Source organism: Massilia sp. DD77, from assembly GCF_036961685.1.
Lineage (GTDB): Bacteria > Pseudomonadota > Gammaproteobacteria > Burkholderiales > Burkholderiaceae_D > Telluria.
Map to the genome: position 1 here is coordinate 1 of NZ_JBAMDH010000049.1, position 21,645 is coordinate 21,645.

24 protein-coding genes are annotated in these 21,645 nt (G+C 66.9%); 8 read left to right on the forward strand and 16 right to left on the reverse strand.

Annotation, left to right across the window (positions count from 1 at the left end):
• The 3 genes from flgJ to flgL form a co-directional block, all read left to right on the forward strand.
• On the forward strand, positions 1 to 465 hold a 465-nt coding region (gene flgJ / locus V7778_RS22495), incomplete at its 5' end, for a flagellar assembly peptidoglycan hydrolase FlgJ (RefSeq protein WP_335559427.1).
• An 80-nt stretch (positions 466 to 545) separates the two neighbouring features.
• Positions 546 to 2,513 (forward strand): flagellar hook-associated protein FlgK, encoded by a 1,968-nt coding sequence (gene flgK, locus V7778_RS22500; protein WP_335559429.1) that lies wholly within the window; start codon positions 546 to 548, stop codon positions 2,511 to 2,513.
• Between the two features lie 28 nt (positions 2,514 to 2,541).
• A complete protein-coding gene (gene flgL, locus V7778_RS22505) occupies positions 2,542 to 3,762 on the forward strand; it encodes a flagellar hook-associated protein FlgL (RefSeq protein ID WP_335559430.1) in 1,221 nt (406 codons plus the stop codon).
• Positions 3,763 to 3,825: 63 nt separating this feature from the next.
• Here flgL and V7778_RS22510 read toward each other — a convergent pair whose 3' ends face one another.
• Positions 3,826 to 4,434 (reverse strand): PH domain-containing protein, encoded by a 609-nt coding sequence (locus tag V7778_RS22510; RefSeq protein WP_335559432.1) that lies wholly within the window; start codon positions 4,432 to 4,434, stop codon positions 3,826 to 3,828.
• Positions 4,435 to 4,675: 241 nt separating this feature from the next.
• Between V7778_RS22510 and V7778_RS22515 the strand changes: the two genes are divergently transcribed.
• The 3 genes from V7778_RS22515 to V7778_RS22525 all read left to right on the forward strand — a co-directional run bounded on the left by V7778_RS22515 (position 4,676) and on the right by V7778_RS22525 (position 7,225).
• Positions 4,676 to 5,251, forward strand: coding sequence for an outer membrane beta-barrel protein (locus V7778_RS22515; protein ID WP_335559434.1), 576 nt, complete (start codon positions 4,676 to 4,678; stop codon positions 5,249 to 5,251).
• Between the two features lie 103 nt (positions 5,252 to 5,354).
• Positions 5,355 to 6,587 (forward strand): sensor histidine kinase, encoded by a 1,233-nt coding sequence (locus V7778_RS22520; protein WP_335559436.1) that lies wholly within the window; start codon positions 5,355 to 5,357, stop codon positions 6,585 to 6,587.
• Positions 6,584 to 7,225: a response regulator transcription factor gene (locus tag V7778_RS22525; protein WP_335559438.1), complete on the forward strand. Its 642-nt coding sequence runs from the start codon at positions 6,584 to 6,586 to the stop codon at positions 7,223 to 7,225. Before V7778_RS22520 ends, V7778_RS22525 begins: the two co-directional genes overlap by 4 nt.
• Positions 7,226 to 7,263: 38 nt before the next feature.
• On the opposite strand, the gene V7778_RS22530 is transcribed toward V7778_RS22525, so the two are convergent.
• Together V7778_RS22530 and V7778_RS22535 are read right to left on the reverse strand one after the other, a co-directional pair.
• Positions 7,264 to 7,881 carry a glutathione S-transferase family protein gene (locus tag V7778_RS22530; protein ID WP_335559440.1) on the reverse strand — a complete coding sequence of 206 codons (618 nt, stop codon included), beginning with the start codon at positions 7,879 to 7,881 and terminating at the stop codon, positions 7,264 to 7,266.
• A gap of 59 nt (positions 7,882 to 7,940) precedes the next feature.
• Complete coding sequence (locus V7778_RS22535) at positions 7,941 to 8,882, reverse strand: LysR family transcriptional regulator (RefSeq protein ID WP_335559442.1); 942 nt, start codon at positions 8,880 to 8,882, stop codon at positions 7,941 to 7,943.
• Between the two features lie 136 nt (positions 8,883 to 9,018).
• Between V7778_RS22535 and V7778_RS22540 the strand changes: the two genes are divergently transcribed.
• Positions 9,019 to 9,411 (forward strand): RidA family protein, encoded by a 393-nt coding sequence (locus tag V7778_RS22540; protein WP_335559443.1) that lies wholly within the window; start codon positions 9,019 to 9,021, stop codon positions 9,409 to 9,411.
• A 10-nt stretch (positions 9,412 to 9,421) separates the two neighbouring features.
• On the opposite strand, the gene fliR is transcribed toward V7778_RS22540, so the two are convergent.
• The 13 genes from fliR to fliF all read right to left on the reverse strand — a co-directional run bounded on the left by fliR (position 9,422) and on the right by fliF (position 21,061).
• Entirely contained in the window at positions 9,422 to 10,261 is an 840-nt protein-coding gene (gene fliR, locus V7778_RS22545) for a flagellar biosynthetic protein FliR (protein ID WP_335559445.1), read from the reverse strand.
• 57 nt (positions 10,262 to 10,318) lie between these two features.
• Positions 10,319 to 10,588, reverse strand: coding sequence for a flagellar biosynthesis protein FliQ (gene fliQ, locus V7778_RS22550; protein WP_020654801.1), 270 nt, complete (start codon positions 10,586 to 10,588; stop codon positions 10,319 to 10,321).
• A gap of 10 nt (positions 10,589 to 10,598) precedes the next feature.
• Entirely contained in the window at positions 10,599 to 11,348 is a 750-nt protein-coding gene (gene fliP, locus V7778_RS22555) for a flagellar type III secretion system pore protein FliP (protein WP_335559449.1), read from the reverse strand.
• Positions 11,338 to 12,075, reverse strand: coding sequence for a flagellar biosynthetic protein FliO (gene fliO / locus V7778_RS22560; RefSeq protein ID WP_335559451.1), 738 nt, complete (start codon positions 12,073 to 12,075; stop codon positions 11,338 to 11,340). Before fliO ends, fliP begins: the two co-directional genes overlap by 11 nt.
• A gap of 143 nt (positions 12,076 to 12,218) precedes the next feature.
• A complete protein-coding gene (fliN, locus tag V7778_RS22565) occupies positions 12,219 to 12,662 on the reverse strand; it encodes a flagellar motor switch protein FliN (RefSeq protein ID WP_335559453.1) in 444 nt (147 codons plus the stop codon).
• Positions 12,663 to 12,713: 51 nt separating this feature from the next.
• On the reverse strand, positions 12,714 to 13,697 hold the full coding sequence (gene fliM / locus V7778_RS22570; RefSeq protein WP_211520759.1) for a flagellar motor switch protein FliM: 984 nt from the start codon (positions 13,695 to 13,697) through the stop codon (positions 12,714 to 12,716).
• Between the two features lie 20 nt (positions 13,698 to 13,717).
• Complete coding sequence (gene fliL / locus V7778_RS22575; RefSeq protein ID WP_335559456.1) at positions 13,718 to 14,251, reverse strand: flagellar basal body-associated protein FliL; 534 nt, start codon at positions 14,249 to 14,251, stop codon at positions 13,718 to 13,720.
• A 237-nt stretch (positions 14,252 to 14,488) separates the two neighbouring features.
• The gene (locus V7778_RS22580; protein WP_335559458.1) at positions 14,489 to 15,763 is read right to left on the reverse strand and encodes a flagellar hook-length control protein FliK; all 1,275 of its coding nucleotides are present in this window, start codon (positions 15,761 to 15,763) and stop codon (positions 14,489 to 14,491) included.
• 19 nt (positions 15,764 to 15,782) lie between these two features.
• Positions 15,783 to 16,226, reverse strand: coding sequence for a flagellar export protein FliJ (gene fliJ, locus V7778_RS22585; protein WP_335559460.1), 444 nt, complete (start codon positions 16,224 to 16,226; stop codon positions 15,783 to 15,785).
• Positions 16,227 to 16,263: 37 nt separating this feature from the next.
• Positions 16,264 to 17,667 carry a flagellar protein export ATPase FliI gene (gene fliI, locus V7778_RS22590; protein WP_335559462.1) on the reverse strand — a complete coding sequence of 468 codons (1,404 nt, stop codon included), beginning with the start codon at positions 17,665 to 17,667 and terminating at the stop codon, positions 16,264 to 16,266.
• A gap of 1 nt (position 17,668) precedes the next feature.
• Positions 17,669 to 18,370 carry a flagellar assembly protein FliH gene (gene fliH / locus V7778_RS22595; protein WP_335559464.1) on the reverse strand — a complete coding sequence of 234 codons (702 nt, stop codon included), beginning with the start codon at positions 18,368 to 18,370 and terminating at the stop codon, positions 17,669 to 17,671.
• A complete protein-coding gene (gene fliG / locus V7778_RS22600; RefSeq protein ID WP_211522389.1) occupies positions 18,370 to 19,374 on the reverse strand; it encodes a flagellar motor switch protein FliG in 1,005 nt (334 codons plus the stop codon). The genes fliH and fliG overlap by 1 nt, the downstream gene beginning before the upstream one ends.
• Positions 19,367 to 21,061, reverse strand: a complete 1,695-nt coding sequence (gene fliF / locus V7778_RS22605) for a flagellar basal-body MS-ring/collar protein FliF (protein WP_335559466.1) — start codon at positions 21,059 to 21,061, stop codon at positions 19,367 to 19,369. Before fliF ends, fliG begins: the two co-directional genes overlap by 8 nt.
• A gap of 192 nt (positions 21,062 to 21,253) precedes the next feature.
• Here fliF and fliE point away from each other — a divergent pair, with 192 nt between their 5' ends.
• Entirely contained in the window at positions 21,254 to 21,625 is a 372-nt protein-coding gene (gene fliE / locus V7778_RS22610) for a flagellar hook-basal body complex protein FliE (RefSeq protein WP_335559468.1), read from the forward strand.
• The last annotated feature ends 20 nt before the right edge of the window (positions 21,626 to 21,645 follow it).

Below are 21,645 nucleotides of genomic sequence, written 5' to 3' on the forward strand. Positions count from 1 at the left end.
ATCCAGGCGCCGCATGTGCGTTCGTTCCAGGAAAAGCTGCACGTCCATGCGGCCGAAGCCGAACGCGCCACCGGCGTGCCGGCCAAGTTCATGCTCGGCCAGGCGGCGCTGGAAAGCGGCTGGGGCAAGCGCATGATCCGCAACGCCGACGGCAGCAACAGCCACAACCTGTTCGGCATCAAGGCCGGTCCTGGCTGGAAAGGCAAGGTTGCCACTTCGGTCACGACCGAGTACGTCAACGGCCGCCCGCACACCAAGGTCGAGAAGTTCCGCGCCTACGACTCGCCGGCGGAATCGTTCAAGGACTACGCCAACATGCTGTCCAAGAACCCGCGCTATGAAAAAGTGCTGGCCAGCGGCGGCGATGCGGCCGCCTTCGCCCACGGCCTGCAGCGCGCCGGCTATGCGACCGACCCGAACTACGCCGCCAAGCTGACCCGCATCATCAAGAATTCGCTGGCCTGACCGGACCGATGTTGATCGAAGATCCATCAAGTTTCCGAAAAAGCTGCCGTCAACGTAGAGAGTGAGAGAAAGAAGACAACATGGCCGGTAACCTACTCAGCATTGGCAAGAGCGGCCTGTTCGCGGCACAGGCGGGCCTGTCCACGACCGGCCACAACATCACCAACGCCAACGTGCCCGGCTACAGCCGCCAGGGCGTGGTGCAATCGACCACGACCGCGCTCGACATGGGCAGCGTCGGCTTCATGGGCACCGGCACCCAGATCGCCCAGATCAAGCGCTACAGCGACGAATTCCTGAACACCCAGGTGCGCACCGCCCAGGCCAGCGTGAGCGGCCTGGAATCGTATTACTCGCAGATTTCGCAGATCGACAACCTGCTGGCCGACCAGACCGCCGGCCTGTCGCCGGCCCTGCAGGGCTTCTTCAAGGGCGTGCAGGACATGGCCGCCAACCGCGCCTCGATCCCGTCGCGCCAGGCCATGCTCTCGAGCGCCGACACCATGGCGACCCGCTTCCAGTCGCTCGACGCGCGCCTGGGCGAGATCCGCGAAGGCGTCAATACCACGATCGAAGCCAGCGTCAACGTCATCAATTCCTACGCCCAGCAGATCGCCCAGCTCAATGAACAGATCGGCAACTTCGCCACCACCGAGCAGCGCGCGCCCAACGACCTGCTCGACAAGCGCGACCAGCTGGTGCTGGAGCTGAACAAGCAGGTCAAGGCCACCGTCACCCCGGGCGACAACAACAGCCTGACGGTGTCGATCGGCAGCGGCCAGCCGCTGGTGGTGGGACAGCAGGCCTTCCAGCTGGCGGCCACCAAGTCGCCGACCGACCTGACCCGCCTCGAAGTCGGTTATGTGGTCGGCAACAAGGTCTCGGTGCTGCCGGACGGCGCCCTCAGCGGCGGCGAACTCGGCGGCGCGCTGGACTTCCGCGTCACCACCCTCGACCCGGCCCAGAGCGCGCTCGGCAAGGTCGCGCTCGGCATGGCGATCGAATTCAACAAGCAGCACAAGCTGGGCCTGGACGCGAACGGTCAGCCGGGCGCCGACTTCTTTGCCGAGTCGCCGGCCTTCGTCGGCAAGAACATCAACAATGCCACCGCCTCGACCACCCAGGTCGCGGCCCAGGTGACGGATCCCAGCCTGCTCAAGGACAGCGACTACAAGGTCGAGTTCGACGGTACCAACTACAATGTGATCCGCCTGTCGGACAACACCTCGACCGCGATCACGCCCTACAACGCGGCCGGCACCACCCAGGTGATCGACGGGGTCGAGTTCACCGTCTCGGGCCTGGCCCAGGCCGGCGACAATTTCCTGGTGCGCCCGACCATCGATGGCGCGGCCAACTTCAAGGTGCTGGCCAACGACGTGTCGCAGATCGCGGCGGCGGCGCCGATCGCCACCAGCGCGCCGCTCACCAATACCGGTACCGGCAAGATCAGCGAAGGCAAGGTCGACAGCGACTTCCTGGGCTCGGCCCCGGCCATGCCGGTGACCCTGACCTACGACGGCGCCACCGGCCAGATGACGGGCTTCCCGGCCGGCCTGGCGGTCAGTGTGACCGGCACCAACGGCGCGGTGACGAACTACCCGGCCCCGGCAGCCAACGTGCCCTTCACCAACGGCGCTACCTACAGCTTCGGCGGCGTCAGCGTGACCATGACCGGCGCGCCGGGCAACGGCGACACCTTCCAGATCGCCGCCAATAGCGGCGGCAGCGGCGACACCCGCAACATCGGCCTGCTGGGCGACCTGCAGACCAAGAACATCTTCAACAACGGCAGCGCGACCCTGCAGTCGTCCTATGCCCAGCTGGTCAGCACGGTCGGCAACAAGACGCGTGAAGTGCAGGTCAACGCCAAGGCCGGCGAGGCGCTGCTGGCCCAGGCGCAAGGCGCGGCCAGCGACGTCTCGGGCGTGAACCTGGACGAGGAAGCGACCAACCTGATCAAGTACCAGCAGGCCTACCAGGCGGCCGGCAAGGTGATGCAGATCGCCGGCACCATCTTCGACACCCTGCTGTCGATCGGCCGTTAAGGATTGTGGAGTGAATCCGGAGTAACCTATGCGCATCAGTACCCTGAACATCTTCAACACCGCCACCAACCAGCTCGGCACGCTGCAGAGCAACATCGCGCGCACCCAGATGCAGCTGGCGACCGAGCGCCGCATCCTGACCCCGGCCGACGATCCGGTGGCATCGGCGCGCGCGCTCGAAGTAAGCCAGGCACAGGAGATGAACACCCAGTTCGCCACCAACCGCACCAACGCGCGTTCGACGCTGTCGCATGTCGAGTCGACCCTGCAGGATACGGGCGACCTGCTGCAGGACATCCAGCAGCTGGCTGTCAACGCCGGCAACGGCACCATGGTGCTGAAGGACCGCGAGGCGCTCGCGACCGAACTGGAAGGGCGCCTGGACGACCTGCTGGGCGTGGCCAACACCACCGACGGCGCGGGCGGCTACCTGTTCTCGGGCTACATGGCCAATACCCAGCCCTTCAACCGCACCCCGGGCGGCGCCCAGTACCAGGGCGACCAGGGCCAGCGGCAGCTGCAGGTGGCGGCCTCGCGCAAGGTCCCGCTGTCGGCGTCCGGCAGCGCCGTGTTCGAAGCGATCCCGACTGGCAACGGGACCTTCCAGACCCAGGCGGCATCGGCCAACACGGGCGCGGCCATCATCTCGTCGGGCTCGGTCAGCGACCGCACGGCCCTGACCGGCCACGACTACGCCCTCAGCTTCACCGTCACCGGCACGCCAGCCGTCACGACCTATACCGTCAACGACAACACCACCGTGCCGCCGACCGCGGTCCTGAGCAACCAGCCCTACGAAGCGGGCAAGACGATTTCCTTCGACGGCCTGTCCTTCGACATCAAGGGCGCGCCGGCCAACGGCGACACCTTCACCGTGCAGCCGAGCGAGAAGCAGTCGGTGTTCACCACCGTGACCGACCTGATCGCGGCCCTGCGTTCGCCGGCCGAGGGCTCGAGCGGCAAGGCGGCCCTGACCAACCAGCTGAACACGGCGATGGACAACCTCAAGTCGGCGCACGACAACGTGCTGACGGTGCAGGCCTCGGTGGGCGCCCACCTGAAGGAACTCGACTACCTGGACAGCGCCGGCGACGACCTCAACATCCATTACGCCAGCACCCTGTCGGACCTGCAGGACCTCGACGTGGTCAAGGCGATCTCGGACTTCCAGCAGCAGCAGACCACCCTGCAGGCGGCGCAGATGTCGTTCAAGACGATGTCCGGGCTGTCGCTGTTCAACTACCTCTGACCACCGATAACCAGGCCCGGCGCCCGGCCCGCGAGAGCGGACCGGGCGTTGTCGTTGTCGGATTCAGTTGTGGATGTACTTGGTAAACACGTCGCTGAAATCGCGCTTGGTATGCGTTTCCAGCATCGCCGTGTTCAAGGCCGCCAGCAGTTCGCCGTAATGGCCGGCGAGGGCGCCTTCGGCCGAGGCGATGTTCAGCTTGTGCACCGATGCCGTGGCGTCCAGCGCGCGTAAGGCATTGTCGCGGCATACGGCATCGCGCCGCTGCTGCTTGCCGATCGAGATCAAGGCCTTGTAGATGTCCTTGAGCTGTTCGATGAAGGCCTTTTTCACGTCGATCGAGAACACCGTGTTGTCGACGTTGAACTTGAGCTCGACGTCCATGTCCAGGGTGCCCGCGGTCTCGATGCTGACGTTCGAGATCAGGTGCGAGGCGTAGTCGTAGCGCTTGATCGAGCGCTTCGACGAGACGGCCGAGTCGCCGTCGACATGGATCAGCGCCAGGTTCGTGAAGCAGTACTCGTCCTTCTTGCTCTTGATGAGGAAAAAGATCTGTTCCCCGTCCTCGTTGAACAGGTAATCGTCCGCATCGACCTTGCTGTAGTCCGCCGGCCCGACGATGATGCCGATATCGCTGATGCCCAGTGCTTCCGCCGCCAGTTTCTTGAACATGATCGCCTCCTCGCATGGTGAAAACAGTCACATTATCACTATTTGAAGGCGGCAAATATGCCCCCGGAGGGTGGAGACACCGGATTTTCCGCTGAAAGCCTCCGCCCCCGCGATGCCGCGACCCTGGCCGCATGACACCCTGACTTCCGGCACATGCGGGCGCCGGCGCGGCTCCCGATAATCCGTTCACTCGCCGCGCCTTGGTGGCGCCGCGATTCAACCAGAACGGGAAAAACCATTCATGCACAAGATTGTCCACGCAGCCGTCTTCTTCCTCATCCTCGCCGGCACGAGCGCGGCCCATGCGCAAGAGCGCGCGTATGCCGGCTTTACCCTCGGTCCCTCGAAGGCCGGCGTCATGAACGGCGCTGGCCAGCGTATCGAACACCATAACGACGGCATCGCCTTCAAGGCCTACGCCGGCTACCCGCTGAGCGAGCACTTCGCCATCGAAGGCGGCTACGCGGGCACGAGCAGCAAGCCCCGCTTCGACAAGGCGCAGTTCGGCGCCGCCGCCGATCCGAAGGCCGGAATGAGCGCCTTCTATGCGGCGCTGCGCGGCAAGGTCGCCGTCAGCGCATCGGTCGACCTGTTCGCCAAGCTCGGTGTGGCGCGCAACCGGTTCGAGCTCGCCGGCGCCGGCGCACAGGACTTCGACGTGAGCGCGGTGAAGGCGATGGTGGGCGTGGGCGCCGCCTGGCGCCTTAGCGAAAAAGTGGCCTTGACGGCGGAACTGGAACACTACGGCCGGGTACGCGAAGGCAGCCGGAGCTTCGTACAGAACCGCGCCCAGGTCGGACTCCAGTTCGGCTTCTGACGCCGGCGGCGAGGAAGGGGCAGACTTTCTCCAGGTCATCTGCGAGAATGCAGCTCCCAAAATTGCCATTCGAACAATGACACCCGCGCCCGCCGCCAGACGCATGCCCGCCATCCCACCCTGGACACTCGCCCTCGCGACCGCGCTGCTGTTCGCCGGCCTGGACATCGCCGCGGTCCTGACCGCCGGGGTGGAACGGGCGCCCTTGCACAACCCGATCGGCCTGGCCGCGCTGGCCTGGGTGGTCGGACCGCTCGAATGGCTGAAGGCGCCTGGCGAGGCGCGGCAGCTGCCGGTCTTCCAGGCCTATGCGCTGGCGAAGACGGTGGTGGCCGCGCTTGCCGTGGCTTGCGCCGCCGTCGCCTGCGCGACCCGCCCGGCGCGGCGGCGTACAAGCTTGCTGGCCGTGCAGATGGCCTGCGCGCTGGCGCTGGATTCGATCCCCTTCCACCTGCTGGTCGCGGTGCAGCTGGCCATGCTGCTGCCGCTGCGCCAGGCCCTTGCCTGGCTGGCGATCCAGTACCTGCTGGGCGCCGGCGTCGACCTGCTGCTGGTGCTCGACCTGTCGCAGCGCCTGGCGCAGCCGCCGCGGTGGCCCTTGCTGGGCTACCTGTGCGCCGAGCGCGTCGTGGTCGTCGGCGGTTTCGCGCTGGTCGGCCGGCTGGTCCTGTACGAGCGCCGCACGCGCCAGGCCCTGGCCGCGGCCCACGCGCAGGTACTGGCCACCCAGTCGCTGCTGGCCGACACCGTCCGCGGCGCCGAGCGCATGCGTATCGCACGCGACCTGCACGACATGGTCGGCCATCACCTGACGGCGCTGAACCTGCACCTCGACCTGGCGCTGCGCCAGGCGGGCAGCACCGCGCCGCCCGCGCTGCCGACGGCGCGCGATGTCAGCCACGACTTGCTGGCCCAGGTGCGCAGCGTTGTCACGAGCACGCGCGAGGACCGTGCGATCGACCTGGCACAGGCCTTGCGGATGCTGTGCGCCGGATTGCCCGGGCTGAAGGTCGACCTGCGCATCGACGCCGAGGCCGCGCGCCACCCGGCGCCGGCGGCGCACGCGCTGTTCTGCTGCATCCAGGAGGCCGTCACGAACACCCTGCGCCATGCGCAGGCTGGGTGCTTGACGATCGTGCTCGAGGCGCGCGAGGGCATGACGGTCGCCCGCGTGGCCGACGACGGCCGCGGCAAGCCCTGCGCCACCGAAGGCAATGGCCTGCGCGGCATGCGCGAACGCCTGGCGGACCTGGGCGGCGCGCTGAGCTACCGGCACGGCGGCGGCGACGGCTTCGCATTGGAAATGCGCCTGCCGCACGCCTGGGGCGGGGCATGATCCGCGTCGGACTGGTCGACGACCAGACCCTGGTGCGCAGCGGTATCCGCGGGCTGCTGGACCTGACCCCGGATATCCGCGTGGTCGCGGAAGCCGCCGACGGCGAGGCGGCGCGCGCCATGCTGGCCACGGCGAGCCTGGATGTGCTCCTGCTCGACGTGCGCATGCCCGGCTGCGATGGGCTCGCGTTGCTGCGCAGTCCGCCAGCGACCCTGCCGCCGACGATCATGCTGACCACCTTCGACGACGACGCGGTGCTGTTCGAGGCGATGCGCGCCGGCGCGCGCGGCTTCCTGCTGAAGGACATCTCGCTGGAACGGCTCGCGGATGGCGTACGCTCGGTGGCGCAAGGGGCCACCTTGTTCCGGCCCGCCCTGACCGAGCGGGTACGCTCGTCCTACCAGCGCGCGCAGGCGGGAAGCGCTGCCGCCGGGGTGGGGGCCGGGGGCGAGCTGACGCGCCGTGAAATCGAGATCCTGGCCCTGATGGCTGGCGGGCTGAGCAACGGCGAGATCGGCGCCATCCTCGGCGTCAGCGAGGGCACGGTGAAGAACCACGTGTCGAGCATCTTGTCCAAGCTGGGCGTGCGCGACCGCGTGCGCGCCGTCCTGCGGGGGATCGAACTGGAACTCGTTTGAGGCTGCGCGCATTCCTGACCAGGCAGGGGCGGGCGTATTTACCACACCGGCGTGGTGTGGCGCCACGCCGGCAACTCCCGCACCCGTGCAAACCAGGCCAGCAGATGCGGCGTGTCGTCCAGCGGCAAGCTGGCCTGTTCCATGTACATGAGCGGCGCCGCCACGGCATACTCGGCCAGGGTGACGCAGCCGCCGACCAGCCACTCGCGCTCGGACAAGTGCTTGTCGAGCACGGCCGCTGCGCGCTTCAGGTCGGCCGTCCCGCGCGCCAGCTCGCGCGGATCCGGCGCGTCGCCCTCGACCAGCTTCTTCCACACCTGCTCCCACACGATGACGCCGATCGCCGGCGAAAAATGCTGGCAGGCCCAGAACATCCAGCGGTTGACGCAGGTGCGCGGCACCAGGCCGCGCGGGTAGAGCGACTGGTCCGGCTTGCTGTCGGCCAGGTAGTGCATGATGGCGCAGGATTCCCACAGCACCAGCTCGCCGTCCACCAGCACCGGCACCTTGACGTTGGGATTGAGTTCTTCCAGGCGGCGCCGGTCGTCTTCGCGCATCAGGTTGACTTCGATGCTGTCGAGACGGATGCCGAGATGCGCGGCCGTCATGGTGACGCGGCGGGCGTTGGACGAAAGGGGGTTGTGGTAGAGCTGCATTGCCGTCTCCGCAAGATTGATCAGAAGGCAATGCTAAGGCGAGGCACTGACAGATCCTGTCAGGAGTCTTGCGCAGGCGCGCCGCCCTGGCGGATCACGGGCGCATGCGCGGCCATCAGCGCGGCGATCCAGTCGATAAACACGCGCAGCTTCTTGCTGACATGCCGGTTCGGCGGATAGGCGACATACAGGGGCATGGGGGCGATATGCCAGTCTTCGAACAGCCGCGTCAAGCCGCCGTTCGCGACCTGCGCCTTCGCCATGTACTCCGGCAGCCACAGCACGCCCAGGCCAGCCAGTCCCGCGGCGAGATAAGCGTTTCCTTCGTCGATCGCCACCACGTGCCGTCCGTGCACCCTGACGCTTTGGCCGCCGCGTTCCAGCGCGTAGGGGAAGGCGGAGCCGGTGCGCGGAGAGCGGAAGCTGACGATGCGGTGCTGCGCATCGTGCAGCTGTTCCGGGTGGCCAGGCACGCCGGCGCGCGCCAGGTAGGCGGGAGCGGCGTAGACGCCGAGCCGCAGGTCGGCCACATGGCGCGCCGCCAGCGACTGGTCGCCCAGCTCGCCGCCGCGCACCACGCAGTCCACGTTGTCGCCGATCAGGTCCACCATGCGGTCGCTGACGCCCAGGTCGAGCTGCAGGTCGGGATAACGGGCATGGAAGTCGGGCAGGGCCGGCACCAGGATCATGCTGGCAAAGGGGCTCGGCACGTCCACGCGCAGCTCGCCCTTGGGGGAGGCCGCGGCGTTCGGCAGGCCGGTCTCGATCTCCTCCAGTTCGGCCAGGACGCGTACGACGCGTTCGTAGTAGGCGGCGCCGTCCGCCGTCACGCCCACCTTGCGGGTGGTGCGGTTCAACAGCTTGACGCGCAGGCGCGCCTCCAGTTGCTGCACCAGTTGGGTGACGCTGGTCCTGCTCAGGTGGAGGGTCTGGGCCGCCTTGGTGAAACTCCCGGCCTCGACCACCCGCACGAACGCGCGCATCGCATCGAACCTGTCCATGGCCTCTCCCTGCTTTCCCTGTTGATTGTTTGGATTATACAAACAGTGTTGATACGTCTTGCCCGTTTATCGGCGCTGCCGCCAGGACTAATCTTCAGGTCAGCCAGCCGCAGGCTGGATTTTTTGGAGATTGCAAATGACGAAACGCGACGTGGTATTCCCGCCGGGCCGCCAGGCACTGTATGACATCAACCGCTATTCGCCTGCGGTACGCTCGGGCGGCTTCCTGTTCGTGTCGGGGCAGGTCGGCAGCCGCGAGGACGGTACGCCGGAACCGGAGCTCGACCGGCAGGTGCGGCGCGCCTTCGAGAACTTGAATGCGGTGCTGGGCGCGGCCGGCTGCAGCTTCGACGACGTGGTGGACGTGACCCTTTTCATCGTCGATCCGGCCACGCACTTCGAACGGATCTGGGAGGTGGCGCGCGACTACTGGGGCGAAGCCCCGTACCCGAACGCCACGGCCGTGGGCGTAACCTGGCTCTACGGCTTCCAGTTCGAGATCAAGGTGGTCGCCCGCATCCCGGCATGAGGAATGGGCGTCAGCCCGGCGCCGGCTGCACCGGACCGGCCGGCGCCGGCGGCCCCGCGCCCGGCCGCACCGCCCCGGCGCGCGGGATCGCGCGTCCGGCCTCGATGCCCTGGTTGAACAGGTTGAGGATGGGCGTGCCCAGGTAGGGCATGACCAGGCTCAGGGTCAGGAAACCCACACCCAGGGTGACGGGGAAGCCGATGCCGAAGATATTCAGCTGGGGCGCGGCGCGGGTCAGGATGCCCAGGGCCACGTTGGTGATCAGGAGCGCGGCCACGATCGGCAGCGAGAGCTGCAGCCCCGCCGAGAAGATGCGCGACCCCCAGCGCACCAGCTCCAGCGGCGCGTTGCCCGAGAAGGGCGTGCTGGTGATGGGCAAGGTGATGAAGCTTTCCGCCAGCGCTTCCAGCAGCGCCAGGTGGGCGTTCACGGCCAGGAAGGCCATGGTCGCCACCAGCGACATGAACTGGGCCACGGCCGCAGAGCGGCCGCGCGTGTTGGGGTCGAAGGAGATGGCGAAGCCCAGGCCCATGGTCATGCTGGAGACTTCGCCAGCGTATTCGATGGCGGCGAACACGATGCGCATGGCGAAACCCATGGCCACCCCGATCAGGAGTTCCTTCACGATGATCAGGAGGCCCGCCCAGGAGGTCGGGTCCATGGCCGGGACGGCCGGCACGATCGGCGCGATCACAGCCGCCAGCAGCACGCCCAGCGCGACCTTGACCGACACCGGCACGCCCGCATTGCCGAACAGCGGCGCGGCCGCGATCAGCCCCAGGATGCGCGTCAGGGGCCACAGCAGCCCCGCGATCCAGGCGTTGATCTCCCCCGACGTCAGGCTCAGCATCCCGTAGGGCCGGCGGCTCCGCCGCCGACGCGTTCAAGCAGCGCAGCCATGGGCTCGCTACCCGATCAGACCGGGAATCCCGGTAAACACCTGCCGCATATAGTCCAGCATCACCGACAGCATCCACGGCCCGGCCACCACCAGGGCGACGAAGATGCCGATCAGCTTGGGAATGAAGGACAGGGTCGCCTCGTTGATCTGGGTCGCGGCCTGGAAGATGCTGACGATCAGGCCGATGATCAGGGCCACCAGCAGCAGCGGCGCCGACACCATCAGGGTCACCTCCATGGCTGTGCGGCCCATGGTCATCACGCTTTCGGGAGTCATGTGTCGGCCCTCAGTAGAAGCTCTGGGACAGAGAGCCCAGCAGTAATTGCCAGCCGTCGACCAGCACGAACAGCATCAGCTTGAACGGCAGGGCGATCACGGCGGGCGACATCATCATCATACCCATCGACATCAGCACCGAGGCCACCACCATGTCGATGATCAGGAAGGGAATGAAGATGGCGAAGCCGATCTGGAAGGCCGTCTTGAGCTCGCTGGTGACGAAGGCCGGGATCAGCACGCGCAGCGGAATGTCTTCCGGTCCCTGCAGGGCCGGCGTGCGCGAGATCTTGACGAACAGCGCCAGGTCGGACTGGCGGGTCTGCTTCACCATGAATTCCTTCAGGGGGATGACCCCGCGGTTCATGGCCTCGGTCATCTGGATCCGGTTCTCCTGCAGGGGCACATAGGCCTCGGTGTAGATGCGGTCGAAGGTCGGCCCCATCACGAACAGGGTCAGGAACAGGGCCAGGCCGACCATCACCTGGTTCGGCGGCGCGGTCTGGGTGCCGAGCGCCTGGCGCAGCAGCGACAGCACGATGATGATGCGCGTAAAGCTGGTCATCATCAGCAGCGCGGCCGGCAGGAAGGTGAGGGAGGTCAGCAGCAGCAGGGTCTGCACCGGCAGCGAATACTGGGTGCCGCCGCCCGGAGCCGCGCTGGTGTTGAAGGCCGGGATGCCGGGCTGGGCGGCCGCCAGCAGCGGCAGCAGGGCGATCAGCCCCGTCGCCAGCGCCAGCCATGTCTTCTTATTTCGCATTGCGTTTGTCGATCGTGTTCTTGAGCCAGTCCGAGAAGCTGCCGGACGGCGCGGCGCCCGTGGCGGCCACGGTGGCGCCGCCCTCCACGCCGGCCTGGCGCGGCATGGTGGCCAGCGCGTTGATGCGGCCGGGCGAGGCGCCGACCACGATCCACTGGTCGCCCACCTCGACCACCATGATGCGTTCGCGTCCGCCGAGGTTGAGCGAACCGACCATGCGCAGGTTGCTGTTGGCGCCGCCCATCATCTTGGGCGCGAAGCGCTTCAGGAACCAGGCCAGGCCGGCCAGCACGGCCAGCACCAGGACCAGGGCCAGGATGGTCTGCATCAGGCTGCCGGCGGCGGGGCTGGAAGGCGAGCCCGGCAGGGCTGCGCGCGGGGTCTGTTCGGCCGGGGCGGGCGCGGGAGCGACGACAGGCGCTTGCGGTGTGACCCCTGCGGGCACCTGGGCGCCGTCGGCCGGCAGCGGGGCCGGGACGGGAGCGGTGTTGACCGGGGAGACCGATGGTGCCGGGCGCGCGGGAGCCGGGACGCGGCCGGTGGTGGTTTCGCCGGCGCGGCGCGGGGTGGTGGCCGGTTCCTGGGCGGCAGGGGCGGGAGCGGCCGCCTCGGGGACCGGAGCCGGCGCCGGCACGGGCGCGGGGGCGGGCGTGGTTTGCTGGACGGCGGGCGCGGCTTGCTCAGCCGGCAGTGGAGCTGCGCAGGCGGCCAGGGGGGCAAACAGCAACGCCGCCGCAAAAACGCGTAGGGTTGGCGGCTTTGCCGCCGACGCGGTCAACACATGTCTGCCGGTCGTGCCGGCTGTGCCTGAACGCGTCGGCAGCGAAGCTGCCAACCCTACGATGTCGGTTACCGCGACGTTGCGCTTTGTCATTTATTCAGTTTTCGTATCCGTTCCGATGGCGTGATAATATCAGTGAGTCGGATACCGAACTTGTCGTTCACGACCACGACCTCGCCCTGCGCGATCAGGCAGCCGTTGACCAGCACGTCCATCGGCTCGCCGGCCAGGCCGTCCAGCTCGACCACCGAGCCCTGCGCCAGCTGCAGCAGGTTCTTGATGGCGATCTTGGTGCGGCCCAGTTCCACCGTCAGCTGGACCGGGATGTCGAGGATGAAGTCGATGTCGTTCGGGGTCTCGTTGCGCGCGCCCTTGTTCGAGAAATCCTTGAACACGGCGGCGGCAGCGGGCGGCGCCGCGGCGGCGGCCTGCTGCTGGCGCTCGAGCGCCGCCGCTTCGGCCGCGGCCTGCTCGGCAATCGCCGCGCCCCAATCGTCGTCGAGGCCGCTCTGGTCGTCCTGGGTGTCAGACATGTGGTTCTCCTGGTTTGCTTGCGGCCGGCTGCGCCTGGCCAATTCTATGGGTTATTTGCTGAACGTGTCGCTATTGGCGAGCAGTTTCTCGACCTTCAGCGCGTACTGGCCGTTGTGCACGCCGTAGCTGCAATCCATCACGGGTACGCCGTCCACCGTCGCCTGCAGGGTTTCCGGCACGCTGAGCGGGATGACGTCGCCCACTTTCATGTTCAGGATCTCGTCGAAGTTCGCCTTGCCGTGGCCCAGCACGGCCACCAGCTCGACCTCGGCCACCTGGATCTGCTGGGTCATCAGGCGCACCCAGCGCTTGTCGACTTCCAGGGCCTCGCCCTGCAGGCTCGAGGTCAGGGCGTCGCGGATCGGCTCGATCATCGAGTAGGGCATGCAGAAGTGGATCTGGCCCGACACCGAGCCCAGCTCGATCGTGAAGGTGCAGGACACCACGACCTCGTTCGGGGTCGCGATGTTGGCGAACTGGGTGTTCATCTCGGAACGGATGTACTCGAACTCGACCGGGTACACCGGCTCCCACGACTTGGCATAGGCCTCGAACACGATGTCGAGGATGCGCATGATGATGCGCTGCTCGGTCTGGGTAAAGTCGCGGCCTTCCACGCGGGTGTGGAAGCGGCCGTCGCCGCCGAACAGGTTGTCCACCAGCAGGAACACCAGGCCCGGATCGAAGACCATCAGCGCGGTGCCGCGCAGCGGCTTCATGTGGATCAGGTTCAGGTTGGTGGGGACCACCAGGTTGCGGATGAATTCGCTGTACTTCGAGACCCGCACCGAGCCCACCGAGACCTCGGCGCTGCGGCGCAGGAAGTTGAACAGGCCGACCCGCAAATACCTGGCGAAACGCTCGTTGATGATCTCGAGCGTCGGCATGCGGCCGCGGACGATCCGCTCCTGCGTTGCCAGGTTATAAGTGCGTACCCCCGAGGTGTCTTCAGGCGTCGCAATGTCGTCCTGATCGCCGTTGACCCCTTTTAAGAGGGCATCGACTTCTTCCTGTGAGAGGAAATTATCGGCCATGGTGCTTCTTTATCGATGACTTACTGAATAATGAATGAGGTAAACAATACGTCGGTCACTTCCTGTTCGTCGCCGTCCTTCTCGAAGGGTTCCTTGACGGCGGCCTGGATCTCGGCCGCCAGCTGCTGCTTGCCTTCGACGGTGCTGATCTCGGAGGCCTTCTTGCCGGACAGGAGCAGCAGCACGCGGTTGCGCACCACGGCCATGTTGTCCTTGATGAGCTGGACCTGTTCCGGACCGGCGATCTGCAAGGTGAACTGTACCTGCAAATACTGCTCGCCGTTTTCCGGCTGCAGGTTGACCGTGAAGGCCTCGACCGGCACGTACTCGGCCTTGACGTCGTCGTCCTTCTTTTTCTTCTTCTTGCTTTCCTTGGCCGGCGCTTCCTCGGCATGCGCGCCGGACTGGCTGACATACCAGCCGCCGCCCACGCCGGCGCCGAGCACCAGGACCGCCGCGACGATCATGATGATCAGTTTCTTCTTCGAGCCCGCCGGGGCCGCATCTGCCGCATCCGCTTTCGGATCGGCCTTCGCTTTGGGATTCGCTTTCAAGATTACCTGCTACCTATGATGGTGAACGACATTATGGCATTGTCGCGGATAGATGCGCCTGGGCAAGCCGCGAAAAGAGGGCGGAAGAGGCGGCATTCTCCACGATTGTTGTGTGCGCGTGATGACGGAATGAAAAAAGGCGGCTTGCGGGCCTGCTCGTGCTAGTCGCCTGGCTGTCTTTTGTTAGCGTAAAAACGCCATTCCCGCGAAGGCGGGAATGACGTCCTGTAGTTGCAATCAGGCGAAGGTATCCACCATGCCGCGCTCGCCCAGCGCCACGGTGCGGGCCGCGCGCGGTGCGCTCTCGGCCGTATCGCCGCCGCCATCGCGGCCATTGCCGTTCAGGCCGCCGGCGCCGCCGTTGCCGCGGCGCTCGCCGTCCTGCGAAGCCTGGCGCTGGTCGGGCGTGCCGGCGTCGACCGTCGCATTACCCAGCGCGATGCCGCTTTCGCTCATCATCTCGCGCAGGCGCGGGATCGCGTTTTCCAGGGCCTGGCGCACTTCCAGCTGGTTCGACGAGAACTGCACGCTGGCCTGGTCGTTGCTCACGTTCAGCACCACCTGCACCGGGCCGAGATCCGGCGGGTTCAGGGTCAGGGTAGCGGCCTGTTCCTTGCCGACCATGTAGACGATGCGCTGGCTGACCTGGTTGTCCCAGCCCTGGCTGCCCACGCGGGCCGGGATGCGGTCGCCCGGCACGGCGGCCGGCTGCACGGCTTCCAGCTTGGCGGCCTGGGCCTGCAGCTGCGTGACGCTCGGCGCCGGCGCCTCGGTGGCGGCCGCGTCTTGCTGGGTGGCTTCGCGCAGCTGGGCCTGGAACTGGCCCGCTTCCGGCTTGGCCTGGGCGGCGGATTGCGAGGCCGCGTCCTGGGTCGTGCGCAGCTCGGCCGGCGCGCGTTCGAGGCCGGTCGGCAGGGTGATGCCGCCTGACGATGCTTCCTGCGTCAGTGCGTCGCCTTCGGCCGGCATGGTGGCGGCCAGGCCGTCCTGGGCCTTGATCTGCTGGAAGGCCGCCTGCAGCGCGGCATCCGTGCCTTCGGCCGCCACCGGCTGTGCAGCGGCCGGCTGGGCCAGGCTGGCCATGAAGGCCAGCATGTCGGTCACGGGCGTGGTCGCCGCTTCGGCGGCGGCGCTGGCCGCGGCCGCGTCCTTGCCTTCCTCGCTGCCTTCGGCGGCCTCGGCCTGCGCGGTCTTGGCGGCGGGCGCGTCGTCCTTGGGTGCGGCGGCCTGGGTCTGCCTGGCCGGTTCGCGCTGTGCGGTACGCTGAGACTGGGCTGGCGCCGGCTTGTCGCCGCCGTTCGGCTTGGCGGCCGGCTTGTTCTGGGCCGCGGCGGGTGCAGCCTGCGGCTGGGGCGCCGCCTGGCGCTGGGCCAGCTCGCGCGACAGCGTGTCGCCGAAAGCCTTGCCGCCATCGGCGGCCGCGCCCGGCAGGGCATTCGCGCGTTGCGGCTGGGCGTTGGCGGCGTTGGCGCCGGCAACCTGGAACGGGAGGGTGGTGGATTGCATCGTCATGATCGTCTCGGCGTCTGGTTCAGCGTTGCTTGTAGCGGGCGCCACGGGCCGCGTGGTCGTCCATCAGTTTCTGGTCGCGCTTGTTTTCGAGCTGCAAGGCCTCGGCGGCGGCGCGTTCGCTCAGCGTGCGGTAGGACAGGCGCTTGCGCTCGCTCTCCTGCCAGGCCGCTTTTTCCATATTGGCCTTGTACTGCGCGTGCTTGATGACTTCGCGCTGGCCATTCAATGCGTTGTCGAGCTTGCCAATAAAGGCGACGAAGTTGTGATACGCGAAAGGGGTGATGCCGGCCAGCTGGGCGGCATCGAGCTTGTTCGCGTATTCGTCGCGGTAACCGGTCAGCATGTCCAGCTTCTGCTCGGCCTCCTCGACGGCCTTCAAGGCCGCGCCGAGGCGCTTGGCCACCGCGTCGGATTCGCGCTGGGCCAGGTCGATGAGGGTTTCGAGAGCGGATGCTTGGGCCATAGTGGGTCACAGTATAGTGCCGCCCGGTATCCTTTCATTACTGGAATAGAGAGGTAAGTTGCCCCAAGCTCTCAGGCAAGCTGGCGTTGTCGAAGATTTCCTGGCACAGGAAACCCTCGATATCGCCATGCTTGGCGATCGCCTGGTCGAGCACGGGGTCGCTGCCGGCGGCGTAGGCGCCCACGGCGATCAGGTCGCGCGAGCGCTGGTAGCGCGAGTACAGCTGCTTGAGCTTGCGCGCGGCCAGCTGGTGTTCGTGGGTGGTAATGCCGTGCATCGCCCGCGAGATCGACTGCTCGATGTCGATCGCCGGATAGTGGCCGGCTTCGGCCAGGTGGCGGTTCAGCACGATATGGCCGTCGAGAATACCGCGCGCCGCGTCCGCGATCGGGTCTTGCTGGTCGTCGCCCTCGGACAGCACCGTATAGAAGGCGGTGATCGAGCCGCCGCCCTCGAGGCCGTTGCCGGCGCGTTCGACCAGCACCGGCAGCTTGGCGAACACCGAGGGCGGATAGCCCTTGGTGGCCGGCGGCTCGCCGATGGCCAGGGCGATCTCGCGCTGGGCCATGGCGTAGCGGGTCAGCGAATCCATGATCAGGAGGACGTTCTTGCCCTGGTCGCGGAAATGCTCGGCGATCGCGGTGGCGTAGGCGGCGCCCTGCAGGCGCAGCAGCGGTGGGGAGTCGGCCGGCGCGGCCACCACGGCCGAGCGGGCGCGGCCTTCCGGGCCCAGGATCTGCTCGATGAATTCCTTCACCTCGCGGCCCCGTTCGCCGATCAGGCCGACCACGATCACCTCGGCTTCAGTATAGCGGGCGATCATGCCCAGCAGCACCGATTTACCGACACCGGTACCGGCGAACAGGCCCAGGCGCTGGCCGCGGCCCACCGTCAGCATGGCGTTGATGGCGCGCACGCCCACGTCCAGGGTGTCTTTGATGGGAGCGCGGTCGAGCGGGTTCACCGGGCGCGCGTTGAGCGGGCCCACTTCGTGGGTGCCGAGCGGCCCCAGGCCGTCGAGCGGGCGGCCGGCGCCGTCCACCACCCGGCCCAGCAGCTGTTCGCCCACCGGCAGGTGGCGCGCGCGGTCGCTCGGGCGGCGCCGCGGGTGCGGCACGCTGCCCGGTTTCGGCAGCACGCCTTCCACCGGATGCACGCGCGAGCCGGGCACCACGCCTTCGACGTCGCTCTGGGGCATCAGGAACAGGCGCTCGCCTTCGAAGCCGACCACTTCGGCCTCGATGAAGCCGTTGGCGGTGGGGATGGTGCAGGCGCTGCCGACGGCCAGGCGCAGGCCCACGCATTCCATGACCAGGCCGGCCACGCGCGTGACGCGGCCCGAGACCTGCATCGGCTCGGCGAAGCCCACCAGGGCGTCGCAGTCGCGCAGGTAGCTCTTCCAGCGTGCGGTGTGACGGTCGTCGGCGCCTGCGCTGCTCATCTTACTGCCCCATCCATTCGATATTCGCGCCCAGCGCATGGGTCAGGCGGTGCCAGCGTGCCTGGGCCTGGGCGTCGATCTGGTTGCTCGCGGTCTCGACCTTGCAGCCGCCGCGCGCCATGCTGGCGTCCTCGATGATGCGCCAGCCGCCCTTGGTCAGTTCGTCGGCCATGGTCTGGCGCACGATCAGGGCGTCTTCCGGGTGCAGGCTCAGCAGGGCAGGCTGCTGCAGCACCGGCAGGTAGCCGATGGCTTCGCGCACGACCGGCACGATCAGCTCGGGGCGCACGTCGAAGGCGGTGCGCACCATGCCGCGCGCCAGGCGCAGGGCCAGTTCCAGCACGTCGGCGGCGATGGTCTCGTCGGCCGCGGCCACCGCGTCGCCGAAGGTGGCGGCGATCGCGCGCACGTGCTCCAGCTCGGTGGCGGCCTCGGTCTGGCCGGCCTCGGCGCCGTCGGCATAGCCCTGGGCCCGGCCTTCGGCATAGCCTTGTTCGCGGCCCTCCTGCAAACCCTGCAGATAGCCTTCGTGGCGTGCGGCTTCGCGCATCGCCTCGATTTCTTCCACGCTCGGCAACACCACCTGGGGCATGATTTCCACAGGGGCCTGTTGTGCCGGCGCCGGCGCGGGGGCGGGGCGCTCGTTGAACGAGGCCATTTCCCAGCGCTGGTAGGCGCTTTGCTGTTCTTTCGGAATCACCATCAGACGAAGGAATCCTCACCTTTACCGCCCAGCACGATCTGGCCTTCGTCAGCCAGGCGGCGGACGATCTGCAGGATCTGCTTCTGCTGGGTTTCCACTTCGGACAGGCGCACCGGACCCTTCGACTCCAGGTCCTCGCGCATCATTTCGCTGGCACGTTGCGACATGTTCTTGAAGATCTTCTCGCGCAGGTCTTGCGACGCGCCCTTCAGGGCGATGATCAGCATCTCGGACTGGACTTCGCGCAGCAGCAGCTGGATACCGCGGTCGTCGATGTCGATGATGTTGTCGAACACGAACATCTCGTCCATGATCTTCTGCGCCATGTCGTTGTCGTAGTTCTTGATGTTGTCCATGACCGCCGACTCCTGCTCGCCGCTCATGAAGTTCAGGATCTCGGCCGCGGTACGCACGCCGCCCAGCGAGGACTTCTTGATGTTCTCGTTACCGGACAGCAGCTTGGTCAGCACGTCGTTCAGCTCGCGCAGCGCGGCAGGCTGCACGCCGTCCAGGGTGGCGATACGCAACACCACGTCGTTACGCAAGCGCTCGGTGAAGTTTGCCAGGATTTCGCAAGCCTGGTCGCGCTCGAGGTGGACCAGGATGGTAGCGATGATCTGCGGGTGCTCGTTGCGGATGAGTTCGGCGACCGAGGTCGCGTCCATCCACTTCAGGCTCTCGATGCCCGAGGCGTCCTTGCCGCCCAGGATACGGTTGAGCAGCACGGCGGCCTTGTCGTCGCCCAGCGCCTTGGTCAGCACCTGGCGGATGTATTCGTCCGAATCCAGGCCGACGGTCGAGTGAAGATTGGTTTCCTCGACGAAGTCTTCCAGCACCGTCACCACCTGCTCGTGCTGCACCGCCTTCATCTGCGCCATCGCGGCGCCCAGCTTGAGCACTTCGCGCGGGCCGAGGTATTTCATGACCTCGGCCGCTTCCGCTTCGCCCAGCGCCAGCATCAGGATTGCCGCCTTGTTGGTGGCGTCTTTGTCTTTATCACTCATTGGAACCCAACCATGCCTTGATTACGTTAGCCACGATGCGCGGATCTTCGCGCGCCAGATCCTGCGCCACCTTCAGGTTGGCGCGGTAACCCTGCGCCCGGCGTTGCTGCTCGACTTCTTCGATCTCTTCCTCGGCGGCCGCCTCGGCTTCCGCCGCGGCCGCTTCTTCGGCTTCCTCGTCGACTTCTTCTTCCTCCGGCATCGCGGTGGCCTCGTCGAACTTCTTGATCGCCGGACGCAGCAGCGGGCGCAGGAAGCGGAAGTAGAGGAAGGCGATCACGGCGGCCACGAAGGCGTAGCGGGCGATATCCTTGAACAGCGGGAAGTTGGCCGGATCGCTCCACCATTCCAGCGGCTTGATCTCTTCGGCCGGCTTGTCGACGCCGTCGAACGGGGCGTTGGCCACGTTCAGGGTGTCGCCACGCGCCTGGCTGTAGCCCATCGCCTGCTTCACCAGTTCGTTGATCTGGGCCACTTCGGCCGCGGCCAGCGGGCGCACGGTGACCTTGCCGGTCTTCGGATCGACGATGCGGCGGTAGTTCACCACCACGCCCACGGTCAGGCGCTTGATGCCGCCCATCGGGCGCTGTTCGTAGCGGATGGTCTTGTCGACTTCGAAATTGGTGGTCGAATCCTTGCGGCTCGGACCGGCGGCGGGCTGGCCGCCCGGCGGCAGCTGGCCTTCGACCGGGGCGGCGTTCACGCCCGGCGGCTGGTTCGACAGCGCGCCCGGAATGCCCGAGGCGCCGGCGCCCGGCTGGGACGACTCCGAGGTCTGCTGGCTGCGGATGGCCTGCGGCTCCGGCGGCGAATTCGGCTTGTACATCTCGGCCGCGGTGTCGACCTGGGCGAAGTCGATCTCGGCGGTCGCCTCGGCGCGCACATTGCCTTCGCCGACGATCGGCTTGATGATCGATTCGACCTGCTTGATGATGTTCTGCTGGACCGTGTCGACGTACTTGAGCTGGGTGGCGTCGAGCTGCTTGCTGCCGGCGCCCTTGTTCGAGGTGTCCGACAGCAGGGCGCCGTTCTGGTCGACCACGGTGACGTTGCCGATGGTCAGTTCCGGCACGCTGGACGCGACCAGGTGCACGATGGCGCTGACCTGGCCCGGATCGAGGGCGCGGCCCGGCTGCAGATTCAGCAGGACCGAAGCGGTGGGCTTTTGCTGTTCGCGCACGAAGACGGAGGGCTTCGGCAGGGCCAGGTGGACGCGGGCGGCGCCGACCGAACCCAGGGACTGGATCGAGCGCGCCAGTTCGCCTTCGAGCGAACGCTGGTAATTGATCTGTTCCAGGAACTGGGAGGTGCCCAGCTTCTGGTTTTCCATGAGTTCGAAGCCGACGTTGCCGCCCTTGGGCAGGCCCTGGGCCGCCAGCTTCAGGCGCAGGTCGTGGATCTGCTCGGCCGGCACCAGGATCGCGGTGCCGCCTTCGGAGAATTTATAGGGGACCGCCATCTGGTCGAGCGAGGCGGTGATGGCGCCGCCGTCGCGGTCGCTGTAGTTCGAGAACAGCACGCGGTATTCCGGCGCCTGGCTCCACATCCAGACCGCCACCATGAGCGCCAGGATGATGGCCACGCCGCCGCCGACGGCGATGCGCTTGCCCATCGTCGTCTGGAAAAAGGCCGGGACGCCGGACTGGGCCGGACGCGTATCGAGGATTTCTTCCGCTGCTGCTGCCATGGTGTGGTGGTTTTCGGGTTGGATTATCGGGAGCTCAGGCAGCATTATGGAGCCGTGGGGCAACATCCAAACCCGGAAACAGGGGGCGTTTTACGGTCTTCTTCGCCCTTCGGATTTGCCCCGGCGCTGATATTCTGACAGCCTGAGATCAATGGTTTGATTCTACAAGGCAACAAACCGCAGGAGAAGAACATGAGTATTGGCGGCATCGGCGGTATCGACAACAGCCGTATCCAGGCGATGATGGAGCAGTTGAAGGCGGCGGCGACCAAGCCGGCATCCGCCGCGGCCGCGGTCGTCCCTGGCGCGCCGTCCGCGCTCGGCGCCAAGCCCGCTGCCAAGCTCGACTTCGCTGACGCCCTGCAGTCGACCCTGCAGGAAGTGAGCAACAAGTCAGCGCAGGCGCAGGAACTCGGCAAGCGCTTCGCCATGGGGGACGACACGGTCAGCCTGTCGGACACCATGATCGCCATGCAGAAGTCGAGCATCGCCTTCCAGGCTACTGTGCAGGTGCGTAACAAGCTGGTGTCGGCTTATCACGACATCATGAATATGCAGGTGTGACGCGGCGGTTTGGACTTCAT

Coding starts and splice junctions, on each gene's coding strand:
- fliG (WP_211522389.1), bottom strand. CDS start 19,374: ATGAGTGATAAAGACAAAGACGCCACCAACAAGGCGGCAATCCTGATG.
- V7778_RS22515 (WP_335559434.1), top strand. CDS start 4,676: ATGCACAAGATTGTCCACGCAGCCGTCTTCTTCCTCATCCTCGCCGGC.
- flgK (WP_335559429.1), top strand. CDS start 546: ATGGCCGGTAACCTACTCAGCATTGGCAAGAGCGGCCTGTTCGCGGCA.
- V7778_RS22535 (WP_335559442.1), bottom strand. CDS start 8,882: ATGGACAGGTTCGATGCGATGCGCGCGTTCGTGCGGGTGGTCGAGGCC.
- V7778_RS22540 (WP_335559443.1), top strand. CDS start 9,019: ATGACGAAACGCGACGTGGTATTCCCGCCGGGCCGCCAGGCACTGTAT.
- V7778_RS22525 (WP_335559438.1), top strand. CDS start 6,584: ATGATCCGCGTCGGACTGGTCGACGACCAGACCCTGGTGCGCAGCGGT.
- fliN (WP_335559453.1), bottom strand. CDS start 12,662: ATGTCTGACACCCAGGACGACCAGAGCGGCCTCGACGACGATTGGGGC.
- fliF (WP_335559466.1), bottom strand. CDS start 21,061: ATGGCAGCAGCAGCGGAAGAAATCCTCGATACGCGTCCGGCCCAGTCC.
- V7778_RS22580 (WP_335559458.1), bottom strand. CDS start 15,763: ATGACGATGCAATCCACCACCCTCCCGTTCCAGGTTGCCGGCGCCAAC.
- fliE (WP_335559468.1), top strand. CDS start 21,254: ATGAGTATTGGCGGCATCGGCGGTATCGACAACAGCCGTATCCAGGCG.
- fliH (WP_335559464.1), bottom strand. CDS start 18,370: ATGGTGATTCCGAAAGAACAGCAAAGCGCCTACCAGCGCTGGGAAATG.
- fliR (WP_335559445.1), bottom strand. CDS start 10,261: ATGCTGAGCCTGACGTCGGGGGAGATCAACGCCTGGATCGCGGGGCTG.
- V7778_RS22510 (WP_335559432.1), bottom strand. CDS start 4,434: ATGTTCAAGAAACTGGCGGCGGAAGCACTGGGCATCAGCGATATCGGC.
- V7778_RS22520 (WP_335559436.1), top strand. CDS start 5,355: ATGCCCGCCATCCCACCCTGGACACTCGCCCTCGCGACCGCGCTGCTG.
- fliJ (WP_335559460.1), bottom strand. CDS start 16,226: ATGGCCCAAGCATCCGCTCTCGAAACCCTCATCGACCTGGCCCAGCGC.
- flgL (WP_335559430.1), top strand. CDS start 2,542: ATGCGCATCAGTACCCTGAACATCTTCAACACCGCCACCAACCAGCTC.
- fliP (WP_335559449.1), bottom strand. CDS start 11,348: ATGCGAAATAAGAAGACATGGCTGGCGCTGGCGACGGGGCTGATCGCC.
- fliI (WP_335559462.1), bottom strand. CDS start 17,667: ATGAGCAGCGCAGGCGCCGACGACCGTCACACCGCACGCTGGAAGAGC.
- V7778_RS22530 (WP_335559440.1), bottom strand. CDS start 7,881: ATGCAGCTCTACCACAACCCCCTTTCGTCCAACGCCCGCCGCGTCACC.
- fliQ (WP_020654801.1), bottom strand. CDS start 10,588: ATGACTCCCGAAAGCGTGATGACCATGGGCCGCACAGCCATGGAGGTG.
- fliM (WP_211520759.1), bottom strand. CDS start 13,697: ATGGCCGATAATTTCCTCTCACAGGAAGAAGTCGATGCCCTCTTAAAA.